Below are 15,937 nucleotides of genomic sequence, written 5' to 3' on the forward strand. Positions count from 1 at the left end.
AACCGTTTTAGAAATAATAAAGACTTATATCATTCATTCAGATTGAAGTCGGTTTGGAAGGATTAACCATATGGTTATTTCACCATTTGGATGGGTAAATCTTTACGTATATAAAGTGAAACTAAGATATACACGAACACGGAGAGTGCAGAACCAATCTGAAGAAGCGCAGCTAAAAGCTTTCTGAAAGAAAGCTACTTCGAAGCATACGCTAAAAATCGGATTTTCCCTTTGAGGAAGGGAATCAAAAAAATCTGGGGATAACAACGATCGGAAGATGGTACTGCAATTGGAGTGACAGCGTGTAAATCACATTAGTTCAATTTATAAAGCTGAGGGAGGTACAACATGAGAACAATGCTTACCAAGGCTCTCGGGACAATGTTGCTGTGTGGAATGATGGCTGTACTTCTATCTTCCTGTACCAGTGGGGATAGTGCGAATGGCAAAGTGCAGATTGAGTTTTTCCAGAACAAGCCTGAAGCCAAAACAACCTTTGATGAATTGATCAAGACGTTCAATGCGGAGCATGACGATATTCAGGTGACACAGGTGAATCCGCCCGATGCGGAGACGGTCTTGAAGACGCGTGTCGTCAAAAATGATATACCGGATATTATGGCAATGGGGGCAACCGACACCTATTCCATTCTGGCCCAGAGTGATATTTTCACCGATCTGACGGACAGCTCATTACTCCAGTCGATTGATCCGAACTACATACAAATGCTCAAGGATCTCACAGGCATGGACGAAGTGACAGGTATTCCTTACGCAACAAATGCAAACGGCATCATGTACAACAAAACGTTGTTTAAGGAAATGGGATTGGACGTGCCCAAGACGTGGGATGAACTCATTGCGACCGCCCAAAAGATTAAAGATGCAGGTGAGATTCCATTTTACTTCACATACAAGGATGACTGGCAGACGAGCCTTCCCTTCAATGCACTCGGCTCCAATCTGGTCGGTATTGATTTCTACCAAGAGCGGCGCGATGACAAAGTGACATTCAAGGAGAAGTACCGCGAGGTAGCTGAGAAGCAGCTGGAACTCATGAAGTACGGTCACGGCGATAACTTTGGTAAAGCTTATTCGGACGGTAACCGTGCTTTTGCTAACGGTGAAGCCTTTATGTACATCCAGGGAACCTGGGCCATCTCGGAGATTCGCAAAGCGAACCCGAATGTAGACATCGGTTTCTTCCCATTCCCTACGGGCAATGATGCGAGCGAGATCAAGCTGGTGAACGGGATCGACTCCCTGTTTACCATTGCGGCGGACACGCCTAATCGCGAGCAGGCAGAGACGTTTATTGCGTTTCTGTTAGAGCCTGAAAATATCGGAAGGTACATTGATGAACAGACGCTGTTCTCTGCGGTAGAAGATGTGAAGCAGGATGATCCTGCCGTACAGGAATTGATGCCTTATATTGAGCAGGGCAAGGTTGTTGACTTTGCCGATCACTATATTCCGGCTGCCGTGCAGCTGAATTCCATCGTACAGTCCTTTTTGCAGAACCAAAACATCGACAACTATCTAGATACACTCGACAAAGAATGGGACAAGGTTGCCAATCGGCGCTAAGCCTTGTCTGAAGGAGGATGGAATATGAACAAGCGTATCGCACCCTATTACTGGATGACGGTTCCGGCGGTAGTATTGTTCTTCGTATTTATGACACTGCCGGCCCTCCAGGGCATCTATTATTCATTTACGAATTATAACGGATTCGGGAAAGAGTATGATTTTGTTGGCTTCAAAAACTATTTCAACTTGTTCCAGGATGACAATGTTGGCAACGCCTACTGGTTTACATTCAAATTCGCGATCGTGGTGACAATCCTGACTAATATTTTAAGCCTACTCATTGCACTCGGGCTGAATGCCAAGATCAAGTTCCGTAACTTTTTCCGCGGCATCTACTTCCTGCCCAATATTCTGAGTGTACTGATTGTAGGTTACATATTTAACTACCTGTTCTCCAACGTATTCCCGATCTGGGGGCAAAATCTGGGCATCAACGCGCTATCCACCAACATACTTGGTAGCGAGAGTCTGGCTTGGATCGGTATCGTCATTGTTGCCGTATGGCAATCGGTGGCGCTGAATACGATTCTGTATTTGGCTGGTCTGCAAACGATACCAACGACACTGTACGAGGCTTCCAACCTCGACGGTGCAGGCAAATGGCGTGAATTCTGGAGCATTACATTCCCGCTCATTGCTCCGTTCTTCACCATTAATATGGTGCTGGCGATGAAAAACTCACTTATGGTCTTCGACCAAATCGTAGCCTTGACCAATGGTGGTCCCGGACGGGCGACGCAATCCATCTCCCATCTGATCTACACCGGCGGATTTGAAGGCGGCGAATATGCATATCAATCTGCGAACTCGGTTATTTACTTCATCGTTATTGCGGTGATTTCAATTCTGCAAATCCGGTTCCTGCAAAGAAGGGAGATGGATCTGTAATGAGAAGCCGTACACGAATCAATTGGCTCGTTATGCTACTCGTTGTACTGGGTACCCTGTTTATCCTGTTCCCATTGTATATGACCGTTACGATTGCTTTGAAAAATCCGGAGCAGATGGCCCAATCGGTCTTTGCCATTCCGACGACGCTTCACTGGGAGAATTTCGCGAGGGCTATCGACATGACGAACTTCTTCCAATCCTTCCGTAACAGTGCAATTGTGACCGCATCCACCGTGCTTTTAACGTTGCTCAGTAACTCGATGGTGGCCTATGCGATTGCACGGAATATGGAGAAACGCAAGTTTTTCAAAGGGCTCTATTATTACTTTGTCAGCGCCATGTTCATTCCGTTCCCGATCATCATGCTGCCGATCGTTAAGCTGACCGCATCCCTGGAGATGACGAATCTGGTAGGTCTGATCCTGCTGCACACAGTATATGGTCTGGCATTCAACGTATTTGTGTATGTTGGATACATTCGGTCCATTCCGGTAGCACTGGAGGAAGCGGCATTTGTGGATGGGGCGACAACTTGGGGCACGTTCTGGAAAATCATTTTCCCGCTCATGGCACCAATTAGTGCCACGGTTGGTATCCTGACCTGCCTATCGACGTACAACGACTTCTTGCTGCCACTCATTATTATCAGTGATCCGGGACAGTACACGCTGCCGCTGGTACAGTATGTATTCCAAGGACAGTTCAATACCGAGTTTAACCTTGCGTTTGCATCCTACCTGCTCGCGTTACTGCCGATGATTATCATCTACCTGTTTGCACAGAAGTGGATTATCAACGGGGTTACGCAAGGGTCTGTAAAATAACTGAAGATGTGTTCGGATTCTACTACGCGCTTCCTCGAGAAGTGGAAGAAGCCGCAGTGATGGATGGTTGCTACGTGCATCGAATTTTCTTTCGGATTGTGCTGCCGATGACGTCTTCGGTCATTTCCACAACGGCGATCATCAACATGATCTATAACTGGAATGAATTTATCTTTGTTAATACGTTCATCAGCACAGATTCGTACAAGACCTTAACCGAAGGTCCTTCCACTACTTGCTTAAAAGCGAGTCGGGAGGGCTTTTTTTTCTTCTAAAACCTCTGGTAGGTGTACGGAAAAGGGGCTTAATGAAAACGCTAAAAATACCTATTTATGGAATTGCAAAAAACTTTCAACTATTTTCGCAAAACTACTGCATTTTCAAACTACCTGTGCTAACATACCCTAAGAATTAAAGCCCACATGGGAAAGGTGAGAAAATGACAGCAATATCCTCAACCAAAGAGTCCCTTCGTTCTGATGCCAAGGATCTGAATCTGATTCGGCTGACATGGCCTATTTTCTTGGAACTCTTCTTATTTATGTTGATGGGGAGCGTGGATACGCTCATGCTCAGCTCGGTATCCGATAATGCGGTCTCCGGCGTTGGAGCAGCCAATCAGATTATTTCTATCGCTATCCTTGTATTGGAAGTCATTGGACATGGTGCCGCGATTGTAGTTGCACAATATATCGGATCGAAAAAGCTAAGTGAAGCAGCCCAAGTTACAGGTAATGCAATTACGCTGAATCTTATCGTGGGGCTAGTCCTGAGCGGAATCTTCCTTCTGTTCGGAGGACAATTGTTAACACTTCTGAATATTCAAGGCGAAATTTATGATTTTGCCCGTTCGTATATAAATATCGTCGGTGGCGGTATCTTCCTCCAGGCACTCATTAACGCGCTGGCTGCGACGATTCGTACACATGGTTACACCAAAGAAACGATGTATGTTGCTGTATTCATGAACGTGATTCACGTTGTTGGTAACTATGCATTGATCTTTGGACACTTCGGCCTGCCGAAGCTTGGGGTGGAAGGGGCAGCCATCTCCACGGTAGGAAGTCGGTTTATCTGCCTGCTGATCTTCTTCTGGTTGTTGTATCGTGTGAGCGAGGTGCGGGTGGATTTCGAATACTACATTAAATTGTCCAAACATTTTATTGGCAAAATTCTGCGGATCGGCATTCCGTCTGCGATGGAGTCCATGGTATATCATTCCTGCCAGCTCGTTTTCACGCTGTATGTGACCTATCTGGGTGCAGAAGCCATGGCAACCAAGCAGTATGCGGGTAATATCTCCAGCTATATCTACTTGTTCAGTATGGCGATTGGTATGGGGACATCGATCATTGTAGGTCGGCTTGTGGGTGCGCGGCGCAAAGACGATGCGTACAAACGTGTTTTTGACAGTGTAAAATGGGCTCTTCTGGCCACGGTTATCATTGATGTAATCATCATTTTATTCCGTGTGCCGCTGATGAGCATATTTACGGATAATCCGGAAATTATCAAGCTGGGGGCTCAAGTAATTCTGCTCAGTCTTTTGCTCGAAACCGGACGTACCTGCAATATTGTGATCATTGGTTCCCTGCGTGCGGCGGGGGATGCAAAGTTCCCGGTATATATGGGGCTGATCTCCATGGTCTGCATGAGTCTGCCACTGGGGTACCTGCTCATATTCCAGCTTCATCTGGGGCTCGCTGGTGTGTGGCTTGCCATTGCGGCGGATGAGTGGACCCGTGCGGTCATTATGTACTTCCGCTGGAAGAGTAGAGCTTGGGAGAAACATGAATTGGTGGAACATGATGACGAAGAAGTTGGTGCACAGCCGGTACCAGCTGTCTGACGAAGAATGTTGTGCAAATAGACAAAAGGAGAGTCAATTACGGACAGGATTCCTTCCGTGATTGGCTCTTTTTGCGTTCGGGGCAGAGACCAACCGAAGTGAGGATAGCAAAAATGATCAAAACGGAGATAACTCATTCACGTATAGTAAGGATATGGAAGGGGGAATTACCTCAGTTGAGCCGTTACCGTGAAATGATTCAGCAAAGTTTGTTCTATATCGAAACCCATCTTCATGAGCAGATTGGGCTGGAAGAAGTGGCGTCCAAGGCGTTGTTGTCACCGTATCATTACCACCGAGTTTTCCGTAATGAGGTGGGCATGACCGTGGTGGATTATATCCGGAACCGCCGGATGAGTCTGGCGTCCACGGCCCTGAGATCGACGGATGCAGGCATTCTGGACATCTCCCTGGCTTGTGGATTTGAGAGTCAGGAAGCCTTCACCCGCGCATTCCGCAGATTGTATGGCATGCCACCAGGACGTTTCCGCAAATTGTTCGATCTGAAATTATTCGAAGGAAGAACCAGAGGAGGAGAATTACAGATGAATCAATCGTCAACGATTACAGGTTGGATGTTAACCGGGAGTCACCCGCAAAATTATGAGATGGGCATCGATCCTGCCGAAGTGCATCAGGGGAAAGCTTCAGGATATTTGAAGGCAGTTACGCCGATGGAGCCTAACGAGTTCGCAACGATGATGCAGCAGTTCAGAGCGGACAAGTATGTGGGTAAGCGGATGAAGTTATCGGGATTCGTGAAGACCGAGCGTGTGGACGCGTTCTGCGGATTATGGATGCGGGTGGATAATAACGTCCATGATGTACTTCAATTTGATAACATGCATGATCGGCCAATTACGGGTACGCAGCCATGGAACCAGTATAGTATTGTGCTTGATGTACCGGAGGGTAGCGCGGTCATTTCATTCGGGGTTATTTTGAACGGTAAAGGAAAAGTATGGGTCGACAGCTTCCGCTTCGAGGAGGTTGATCTGAACACACCGCTGACACATATGGAGACAGAGTATGAGATGTCGGACGAGCCGCTGAATCTGTCCTTTGAGGAGTAGATGCAAAAGGGATTAATAAACGGTTGCCAAACAGTAATATGAATTGGGAATCTATAGACCAAGGGCTAATCCAATCACGGGTTGGCTCTTTTTGTTGCCTTTAGGGTATAAAGAAAGTAGAGCGACGTCCAAGCTGAGAGGATACACGCTGCTCATACAAATTGAAAACTCATCCATAGCCAATTAACATAGACCTTGCTAACATAGATCCATAAACTAACTCATGACATAGATAAAGAGGATGAATTCCATGAATAAAAAAGTGCTCGTGGTAGATGACGAATCAAGTATTGTCAGTGCCATTGCTTACGCGCTGCGGCGCGAAGGATATGAAGTAGAGACCGCGAGTGATGGCGAAGAGGCCTTGGTCAAGGTCGCATCGTTTCACCCACAGGTCATGATTCTGGACGTGATGATGCCAAGGCTTGATGGATATGGCGTATGCCGCAGGCTGGAGGACCGGGAGGATATCGGCATTATTTTGCTGACCGTCAAAAATGATATCGTAGACAAAATCGTTGGCCTGGAAATGGGCGCCGATGATTACATGACCAAACCATTCGAGATCCGTGAACTGCTCGCAAGGGTGAAAGCGCTCATGCGCCGTGTGGAGAAAAGCAGTCCACCGCCTGACGATTCGAAGAATCAGGCCATCGTGAATGGCACACTGCGTATTCATGTTGCTCACCGCACGGTGACTGTGAATGAAGAGAAGCTGGATCTGACACCGAAAGAGTTTGACCTGCTGACCATTCTCATGTCCAATCCCGAGCGGGTATACACCCGAGACGATCTGCTGGATCGGGTATGGGGCATGGAGTATGCAGGTGGTACACGAACCGTGGACATTCATATTCAACGTTTGCGTAAAAAAATCGGAGATACGGATCAGCAAAAATTGCAGACCGTATACGGGATCGGGTACAAAGCCTCTGCGCCTGAAACGGGCGGGGTCATATGAGGGTCAGCATCAAGCTGAAATTCAGTGTTTTTCTGGCGGCACTGCTTATCCTGACGGTGGTTGTACTTAGTTCTCTGGTTCTGCGCGGTATTGAACGAAATCAGCAGTCACAGATTGAGGGTATATTATCGCAGCAGACACGGCTGGTGAATCTGAATGTGCGACAGGCCTACTACACCGAGTCCGTTCATCTCGAACAGGACGTTTTTTTACAACAAAATGGTCGCAGACTGGCACAGGAACTGGCCAACTCTACCGGATTGCCGATAGCTCTCTATGATATGAAGGGCCAACAAGTTGGTTCATCGATTAGCTCCGGGGAGAGTGCGATTGTTCAGGATACGCTGAACTATGCGCTACAAAATAAAATAGCCTACCATGAGCAAGGGGATACCTTGCTCTATGCGGCACCGTTGGATGGTCCGGATGGTCAGATGGGTGCCGTATGGATGCAATATCCGGTCCAAAGCTATCATGAATTCTATGCCCGCATCCTTCAACTGTTTATATGGGCGGGGATTGCGGTTGTGGCGCTGAGCTTCATTCTGGGGTACTTGTTCTACAATCGGTTTGCCGTTGCCATTACCCGGCTGAAGAAGTCCGCAGATTCCATTCGAGAAGGGGACTACATTACGGAGTCTCCTGTGAGACGCAAGGATGAGCTGGGAGAGCTCGGGCAAGGCATTTATTATATGAGTACATCAATCCAGCAAAATATCACAGCCATGCATGCGGAGCAGCAGAAGCTGCAACTGGCGATAGAGAAGCTGCAGGCGCTGGAACAACAGCAGAAACAATATATCGGTAACATTAGCCATGAGTTCAAGACGCCGCTGACGTCGATCAAAGCTTATGTAGAGCTGCTCGACATGTATAAGGATGATCCGCAACTGCTTGATGATGCCACGAATAACATTGGCAAAGAAACAGAGCGGCTGTACGAGATGGTCGAGAAAGTCTTACATTTATCTGCTCTGGAGAAGTACGACTTCGAGAACCAAGCCGAAGATGTAGAGGTCAGTGCTCTGCTGAAGGATGCCTGTGGCCGGATGCGGGGGAAAGCCGAGAAGTTTGCGCTGAACATGGAACTGGATCTTGAACCGGCGACGATTCGTAGCGATCGGGAGAGTCTTATGCATATTTTCATCAACTTGCTGGATAATGCCATCAAATATAACGTACCGGATGGTGTGATCCGGGTGAAGAACGAACTGCGGATGCAGGAGCGTCAAGCGGTCATTCGCATCTACAACTCGGGTACGCCGATTCCGGCAGAGGCGCGGGAGAAGATTTTTGAACCCTTTTACACCGTGAACAAAGACAGAGCCAGAAAAACCGGCGGAACCGGACTGGGGTTATCTCTCGTGAAGCAGTTTGTTGAAAAACAGGGAGGGACAATCACCTTATTACCAAGCAATCCGGGCGATTGGGAGGATAGGGAAGGTGTGACATTCCAACTCGTATTTCCATTGGCTGATGCAAGTTTACAAGTTCGAAACAAGTCTGAATAACTTTGGAAGTATGCGATGTGTATGCTTGGTCTATAGCAAGAGAAACCAGGGGGGACCATCATGAATTGGAAACAAGCAGCTTTGGGCACGTTCGGGGCCATTGCCCTGTTAACAACAGCAGCATGCGGGGGAACAACGGTGCCGGGGGGAAACGCACAAGGTGGGAAAACGGGCACCGATATTACGGTGAAAGATAATACCAACACGTCTGTGTACCAGAGCTTCAAGCTGGAGAAAATTGATAAACTGCCTAATATGCGCGGGGTCGCATGGCTAAGTGACGACTGGATTGTATCCGACAAGGAGAACAAGTCCCTGAAACCCGTTACCGTTGAAGGCCAGGAAAGATATCCGCATAACTTATATATGTATGATCTGACCAAAGGCACAGACACGCCGCTCAAAGAAGGTGAAGCCAGCCTGGGTGCACCTTTAGTGTCACCGGATGGTCAGTATCTGTTCTACCGGGAGCCGGAGGAAAATACGGGCAAAGGCTACTTCCTGAACCTGCATAACGGGGAGACAACCCCTGCTGGTAAGGAGGATGGATTTATCCAAGAGGGCGCATGGCTGGATAATGAACATGTCGTTTTCCCAAATATGAAGGGTGATCTGATCTCGGCAAGTGTGGACGGTACAACGAAAGTACTGGTGGAGACAGGTAATTTCAATGTACGGAGTATCGAGGTTTCGAACGGAACGCTCTATTATATTACGGGTGAAGACGGTCAGCTGAACGCATACGACACGAAGACCGGTGAAGAGAAACAGGTGCTGAAAAGTGTGGAGTGGGTCATTCCTTCTAATGATGGAACAAGGCTTGCGATTGTGAAAAGAACAGCGGATACCAAACGGGCGCTGGTGCTCACCGATCTGGAAGGCAATGAAAAAGCCACGCTCGCCAGAGGCACGCAGATCTTCGGCACAAGCTGGTCGGGTGATGATTCCAAGATTGCATATACGATCAATTCCGAAAATGACAATGAGAAAGGACTATTCGTCTCCAACACGGAGTCGGCAGAGCAGTTCCAGATTTCAGCGGATATGGACAACGCTTCTGACCCGCTCGCCTGGAGCCCGGAAGGCAATAAGATCCTGTTATCACAGGCGATATTGGAGAATGAATCCTATCACTTTGTAACTTCGGTTATTACGATCTCCGAATAGGGTGAATGGTGCAGACAGATATGTTCCATATCTTTCATCCCTTTCTATACATTTATATTGACTAAGCTATTCCGCTTCCGATAAACTAGAATGCAGGAATAAAAGTCGAATGTCAGGCAGCAGTTCGAGACGATGTTTCGGGCGGCTGTTTATTTTCTTTTTAACAGTAAGGGTGCAATGTAGTCGTCTTGCCGAATGATTCGGCTAATAACAACATGGAATAGGAACAGGTGATATACATGTGTAACAGCGCGTACCGCGTGCTTTTATATTATAAGTTCGTGAAGATTGAAGACCCCGAGACATTTACACAAGAGCATCTGCAATACTGCAAGGACCTCGGTGTGAAAGGCCGTATTCTGATCGCATCCGAAGGCATTAACGGCACGGTATCCGGAACGCCAGAACAGACGGAACAGTATATGAAAGACATGCATGCGAACCCGCTCTTCAGCGATATGGTGTTCAAGATTGATGATGTGGAAGAGCATGCGTTCAAAAAAATCTTTGTTCGTCACAAAGCAGAGCTGGTTACGTTCCGCGTGGACGAAGACCTTGATCCGAATGTGATTAGCGGCAAACGCCTTTCACCGAAAGAGTTCCATGAGCATCTGCAACGTGATGATGTCATCGTTATCGATGGTCGCAATGATTATGAATACGAAATTGGTCACTTCCGCGGGGCCATTCGTCCAGATGTGGAGTCTTTCCGCGAGTTTCCAGAGTGGATTCGAGAGAACCTGGGTGACATGAAGGACAAAACGATTATTACCTATTGCACTGGCGGCATTCGCTGCGAGAAGCTGACTGGCTTCATGATCAATGAAGGATTCCAGGACGTGGCTCAATTGGATGGCGGTATTGTCACATACGGTAAAGATCCAGAAGTACAAGGGCATCTGTTCGATGGCAAGTGTTACGTGTTTGACGAGCGGATCTCTGTACCGATTAACCGGACAGACGAGGATATTGTCATCGCCAGCTGTTATCACTGTGGAACGACACATGACCGATATATTAATTGTCCAACCTGCAACCTGCAGCACGTAAGCTGTGAGGATTGCGAAGAGACGCATAACCGCTTTTGCTCGGATGCCTGCCGGGAGGCAGCACCGGTACACGCATAAGCAGGAGAGCAGGTGCTGATCGTGAAGCGTGAAGAGGAACGAACGACGCGTGAACGGATTTTGTTCATGCTGAAGCAGCAAGGTACATTGACCGCAAGGGAAATGACAGCTGATCTGAATTTGACCGGCATGGCCATTCGCCGTCATCTGACGGCACTGGAACAGGACGGTTGGATTGAGGTTCGGGAGGCCCGGGCTACGGCCGGACGTCCGTCCTCGGTGTACCAATTGACGGTACGCGGGGACAGCTTTTTCCCGAAATCATATTCGTCCCTTACGCTGGAGCTGCTTGAAGAATTGTCTGACACAGCCGGGAGCGGTGTGGTGGATGCATTGTTCGAGAGTCGCCGGGACAAGCTGCTTCGTAGCGGATTGCCACAGATGGAGGGCCAGGATCTGGCCGGACGGGTGGAGGAACTTGCACGAATCCAGAATGCCAACGGATATATGGCGGATGCGTCCAGAGAAGAAGATGGAACCTATGTCATTACGGAAATGAACTGCCCGATTGTGCAAGTCGCGAGTGTCTACAAGCAGGCTTGCCGTTGTGAACTCGATCTGTTCCGCTCACTGCTTCAAGCTGAGGTGGAGCGTACCGAGTGTTACGCCGATGGCGGTAAAAGGTGCAAGTATGAGATTCGCGAAGCGCCGGGGAATTAACTGGTTTATACAGAAGAGATTGTTTCGATTCGTCGAGATGGTCTCTTTTTTTTGATAATAAATTACGTATAAACGCTATTTAGGTATGGCGATGCGTGTTATAATGGAGTTAACATCCAGTGCATGTTCGCATCCTTATATTTGCTGATACTTCAGCAGATATATCCTGTTCATTTTGCGCGTAGGAGTGAATAATGATGACAGAGTTGCTTGATCCCAAGAACGATTATGTGTTCAAAAGAATCTTTGGAAGTGAAGAGAATAAGGATGTTCTTCTGGCTTTTCTGAATCACACCTTCAAAAATGCAGGTGAATCCTTACTGACCGAGATTGTGTTAATCAACCCTTACCTGGACAAGGATACCCCGAGAGATAAACAGTCCATTCTGGACATACGGGCCAAAACAGATCAAGGTGAGCTAATTAATGTTGAAATGCAATTGTTTAATCAGTATGATTTAGAGAAGAGGACTTTGTTCTATTGGGGTAAACAATACTCTGGACAATTACTTGAAGGACAGAGATATAGTCAACTCAAAAAATGCGTAGCGATCAACATTGTTAATTTCAAAATGCTCGCTAATGATCAGTACCACAATGTATTTCATTTAAGAGAAGACCATACGGATATTCCGTTGACGGATGTTATAGAGATTCATTTTATGGAAATACCAAAGCTGAATGATGAAAATATTCAAATAAAGGATGGATTGGTGCGTTGGCTGTTATTTCTGAAAGGAATGACTAAATCAAGCTGGGAGGCGTTAATGATGCACGAACCCGAACCGGCTTTGAAAAAAGCCATGAGTGTATTAGAGTTTCTGAGCCAGGATGAGCAAGCACGTCAACGATATATCGACCGTCAGAAATTTCTATGGGATGAAGCTTCCATGATTGAGGGTGCACGAGAAGAGGGTCTCAAGAAAGGCATGGAGGAAGGAATTCAAAAAGGAATCAAAGAGGGAATTAAAGAAGGAATTAAAGAAGGAATTAAAGAAGGTGAAACTGAGAGCAAGCGGAAAATCGCAATGAATATGCTCAATTTAGGTCTTGATCAGGCTACTATTATTAAAGCTACCGGGCTAACCTCATCTGAATTAGAGGAACTGCAAAAAGAAAAGCAATAAGCACTCTGGAGCTATCCTTTGATTGATATAAGGCGACCATACCCAAAGTACATTGGGAGGGATGCCTCTTTTTTTTGGAAATTTTAAATATGAAAAATCTCTTCCCATAAATACACTTGATACATGTATCCACTCATAATAACATACGTTATATAACATTCGTTATTAACAAGGGAAGGAGAATCATATGCCACCCAAATCCAAGATTACGCAAGAAAAGGTGTTATCCGCCGCCTTTGAGCTTGTACGGGCTCAAGGCTTGGAGGCGCTAACTGCGCGAAATGTTGCACACACGCTCCATTGTTCCACCCAACCGATCTATAGTCTCTATAACAACATTGAAGAGCTGAAATCAAACGTGTATGACAAGGCTGCTGAATTCGCCCGTCACAGTATGGTGGAGTATAAGGACGATGCAAATTCCCCTGCTTTGAACCTGACGATTGGGTTCCTATACTTTGCACAGAATGAGAAGCAGTTATTTCGAACGTTGTATCTTTCGGGATACCGACAATACGATCCCCACACCGATCAGTTTCTGGGTGAAGAATTAACTACGTCTTATATGCGATATAGCAAGCGGTTGCAGGATGTATCGGTGGAGCAACTCAAACGCATTTTCCTTAAACTGACGATATATCTGATTGGTATTGGAACACTTTTGAACTCTCATACCCTGGAATTGGACATGAATGAAGCGATCGAAATGATCCGGGAAATGTACGAGATGTTGTTACACAAGGAAGGTCTCACTTATTAATCCATTGAAGGAGTGAGCATCATGGTCCATAGGCTTGGCAACAAAATTGGAGAAGGTGGATGTGCGGAAGTATTTGAATGGGAAGATGGGAGCAAGATCGTTAAACTGGCTAAACCGAACACCATTACGTCTGCTTTGGAGGCCGAACTTCATCATTGCCACATTGCTTCGGCGTGTGGGCTGCCGGTTCCCAAGCCGTATGATCTGGTGACTGTCGAGGGGCGATCAGGGATTGTATTCGAACGGATTGATGGCGAGACGATTATGAAGCGTTTTGTAGACAGAGCGGTAGAGCAGTCCAGAATGCAGCAACCGTTGGATTTCAGCGAAGATTTCGTGAATGCCCGGATTACAGCACAGCTTTTTCACCAGATTCATTCGCATTCAGTGGCCCATATGCCGAGTCAGCGGGAAAATATCAAGCATAATATTGTTGCAGCTCAATACTTGGCAGAAGCGGAGAAAGCTGCCGTGATTGCCCATTTGGATCGATTACCGATGAAGCAGCAACTATGTCACGGTGATCCCAACCCGGGTAACATACTCCTTCGAGATCATGATGCAGTCATTATTGACTGGAACAATGCCTCTACCGGGAATCCGGAAGCAGACTTGGCCGAATACATTATTATGATTCGATACGCCATACTGCCTCCGCATCTGCCACATGAAGCGACGGTTGTTCTCGATGCTACCAGAGAGGCCAGCATTCGCATCTTTATGGAGGAGTATGAGAAGTTGTCTGGTATCCGTTATGCAGATGTTGAACCCTGGATTGCGCCTGTTGCAGCACGCAAACTGATTGCAGATGCCATATCCGATGCGGAGAAAATAATGCTTATGGACGAAATTAGAAGAAGACTCCGTACTCCCTATTCCTGAGTAAAACCTTACGCTCTAGCTGTACCAATGGCGACCATCTACACACATTGTGGGTGGTTTTTTTACTTTATGTAATGTTTTCTATCACAATCAACCGATGAAAGTAAATTGGAAGCGGTTCAACCATTGACGGATATCAGGTCGCACCTTAATATTAGGGAAACACAAAAACACCAACACGGGTCATGGACTTCAGTCGCATGAGAAAAGTCTATATTTGTCTGCTTTTGTCGATCAAAGCAACAATGCGTTGAAGCGTTCGTTTTGTCCCGCCCTATCGTGTCAATGGAATAGCGATTAGGGTAACCACATTTTATAAGATGGAGAGGGGTTCTCACACATGAAAAAGAAATTCTGGATGTCACTGATGATGGTTGCTTCAATGATCGTTGCGGCAGGTTGCGGAAATAACAGCGGTACAGGCTCGGAATCCGAAGGATCGGGGAGCACAACAGGTGGAGGCAGCGAGGAAAAGTCATACCAGATTGCCATCTCCCAAATTGTTGAACATCCATCCCTGGATGCTACACGCGAAGGATTTATTGCAGCCCTGAAGGATGCGGGCATTGAAGAAAACAAAAACCTCAAAATTGATTACAATAACGCGCAGGGTGATTCGACGAACAACCTGTCCATTGCACAGAAAATCTCGGGTGATTCCAAAAATGACCTCGTACTTGGCATCGCAACACCATCTGCGCTGGCTTTGGCTCAACAAGTGAAGGACAAGCCATTGTTGTTCGCAGCGGTAACAGACCCACTGGGTGCCAAACTGGTGACCGATATGGATAAGCCGGGTGGTAATGTTACAGGTGCATCCGACACGAATCCGGAGGCGATCGTACAATTGGCTGACTTTATCGCTAAAAATCTGCCGGATGTGAAGACAGTAGGTCTGGTGATTAACGAAGGCGAACCGAATGCGGTGGTTATGGCAGATAACGCTGAAAAGGCGCTGGCAACACATAATATCAAGCTGGTGAAAGCACCCGTTACGAATACATCGGAAGTAAAACAGGCTACGGATTCCCTCGTTGGCAAAGTAGACGCATTCTACATTACGCTCGATAACTCTGTCGTGAGTGCGGTGGATACGATTATTCAAACGGCGAACAACAACAAAATTCCGTTCTTCTCCAGTGATCGGGATACCGTTGAAAAAGGAGCCTTCGCAACCGTTGGCTTCAAATATTATGACCATGGATATCAGGTGGGTGAGATGGCCGCGGACATTCTGAAAAACGGTACGAAACCTGGTGATATGAAAGTCACCGTTCCGGACAAGCTGGATCTGATCCTGAACCTGAAAGCGGCTGAAGCCCAAGGCATCACGGTTACGGATGAGATGAAGGCGGAAGTGCAAGACCAAGACAACAACATTATTCAATAATCTGACCGGACAATAATCCGGCAGGATGGATGCGAGGCGAACGTGCAACGGGTTCGCCTCATTCTTTTCGATAGACAGGGAGGAAGTAGCGTGAGTATAAGCTGGAATTCAATTGAAGGAGCGAT

14 protein-coding genes and 1 pseudogene are annotated in these 15,937 nt (G+C 47.0%); all 15 read left to right on the plus strand.

Features of this window, described 5'->3' with window-relative positions:
- Window positions 1-396 precede the first annotated feature (396 nt).
- Entirely contained in the window at window positions 397-1,587 is a 1,191-nt protein-coding gene (locus PAHA3_RS21715; RefSeq protein WP_371327954.1) for an ABC transporter substrate-binding protein, read from the plus strand.
- Window positions 1,588-1,611: 24 nt separating this feature from the next.
- Entirely contained in the window at window positions 1,612-2,478 is an 867-nt protein-coding gene (locus PAHA3_RS21720; RefSeq protein ID WP_036606633.1) for a carbohydrate ABC transporter permease, read from the plus strand.
- On the plus strand, window positions 2,478-3,305 hold the full coding sequence (locus PAHA3_RS21725) for a carbohydrate ABC transporter permease (RefSeq protein WP_036606635.1): 828 nt from the start codon (window positions 2,478-2,480) through the stop codon (window positions 3,303-3,305). Before PAHA3_RS21720 ends, PAHA3_RS21725 begins: the two co-directional genes overlap by 1 nt.
- Before the next feature lie 8 nt (window positions 3,306-3,313).
- Window positions 3,314-3,529, plus strand: a pseudogene (locus tag PAHA3_RS21730) (ABC transporter permease subunit); the annotation flags it as partial.
- A 215-nt stretch (window positions 3,530-3,744) separates the two neighbouring features.
- Window positions 3,745-5,154, plus strand: coding sequence for an MATE family efflux transporter (locus PAHA3_RS21735; protein WP_062836764.1), 1,410 nt, complete (start codon window positions 3,745-3,747; stop codon window positions 5,152-5,154).
- A 176-nt stretch (window positions 5,155-5,330) separates the two neighbouring features.
- Window positions 5,331-6,227, plus strand: a complete 897-nt coding sequence (locus PAHA3_RS21740) for a helix-turn-helix transcriptional regulator (RefSeq protein WP_062836765.1) — start codon at window positions 5,331-5,333, stop codon at window positions 6,225-6,227.
- A 250-nt stretch (window positions 6,228-6,477) separates the two neighbouring features.
- The gene (locus PAHA3_RS21745) at window positions 6,478-7,188 is read left to right on the plus strand and encodes a response regulator transcription factor (RefSeq protein ID WP_062836766.1); all 711 of its coding nucleotides are present in this window, start codon (window positions 6,478-6,480) and stop codon (window positions 7,186-7,188) included.
- Window positions 7,185-8,699 carry a sensor histidine kinase gene (locus PAHA3_RS21750; RefSeq protein WP_062836767.1) on the plus strand — a complete coding sequence of 505 codons (1,515 nt, stop codon included), beginning with the start codon at window positions 7,185-7,187 and terminating at the stop codon, window positions 8,697-8,699. Before PAHA3_RS21745 ends, PAHA3_RS21750 begins: the two co-directional genes overlap by 4 nt.
- A gap of 60 nt (window positions 8,700-8,759) precedes the next feature.
- Window positions 8,760-9,866 (plus strand): DUF5050 domain-containing protein, encoded by a 1,107-nt coding sequence (locus PAHA3_RS21755; protein ID WP_062836768.1) that lies wholly within the window; start codon window positions 8,760-8,762, stop codon window positions 9,864-9,866.
- 239 nt (window positions 9,867-10,105) lie between these two features.
- Window positions 10,106-10,993, plus strand: coding sequence for an oxygen-dependent tRNA uridine(34) hydroxylase TrhO (gene trhO, locus PAHA3_RS21760; protein WP_062836769.1), 888 nt, complete (start codon window positions 10,106-10,108; stop codon window positions 10,991-10,993).
- Window positions 10,994-11,005: 12 nt separating this feature from the next.
- Window positions 11,006-11,653, plus strand: coding sequence for a helix-turn-helix transcriptional regulator (locus PAHA3_RS21765; protein ID WP_082762945.1), 648 nt, complete (start codon window positions 11,006-11,008; stop codon window positions 11,651-11,653).
- A gap of 197 nt (window positions 11,654-11,850) precedes the next feature.
- Window positions 11,851-12,780 carry an Rpn family recombination-promoting nuclease/putative transposase gene (locus PAHA3_RS21770; RefSeq protein WP_062836770.1) on the plus strand — a complete coding sequence of 310 codons (930 nt, stop codon included), beginning with the start codon at window positions 11,851-11,853 and terminating at the stop codon, window positions 12,778-12,780.
- Between the two features lie 187 nt (window positions 12,781-12,967).
- Entirely contained in the window at window positions 12,968-13,540 is a 573-nt protein-coding gene (locus PAHA3_RS21775) for a TetR/AcrR family transcriptional regulator (protein ID WP_062836771.1), read from the plus strand.
- A gap of 21 nt (window positions 13,541-13,561) precedes the next feature.
- Window positions 13,562-14,422, plus strand: coding sequence for an aminoglycoside phosphotransferase family protein (locus PAHA3_RS21780; protein ID WP_062836772.1), 861 nt, complete (start codon window positions 13,562-13,564; stop codon window positions 14,420-14,422).
- A 340-nt stretch (window positions 14,423-14,762) separates the two neighbouring features.
- Window positions 14,763-15,812 carry an ABC transporter substrate-binding protein gene (locus PAHA3_RS21785; RefSeq protein WP_062836773.1) on the plus strand — a complete coding sequence of 350 codons (1,050 nt, stop codon included), beginning with the start codon at window positions 14,763-14,765 and terminating at the stop codon, window positions 15,810-15,812.
- Window positions 15,813-15,937 lie beyond the last annotated feature (125 nt).

The sequence above is a fragment of the Paenibacillus amylolyticus genome (genome assembly GCF_001570725.1).
Classification (GTDB): domain Bacteria; phylum Bacillota; class Bacilli; order Paenibacillales; family Paenibacillaceae; genus Paenibacillus; species Paenibacillus amylolyticus_A.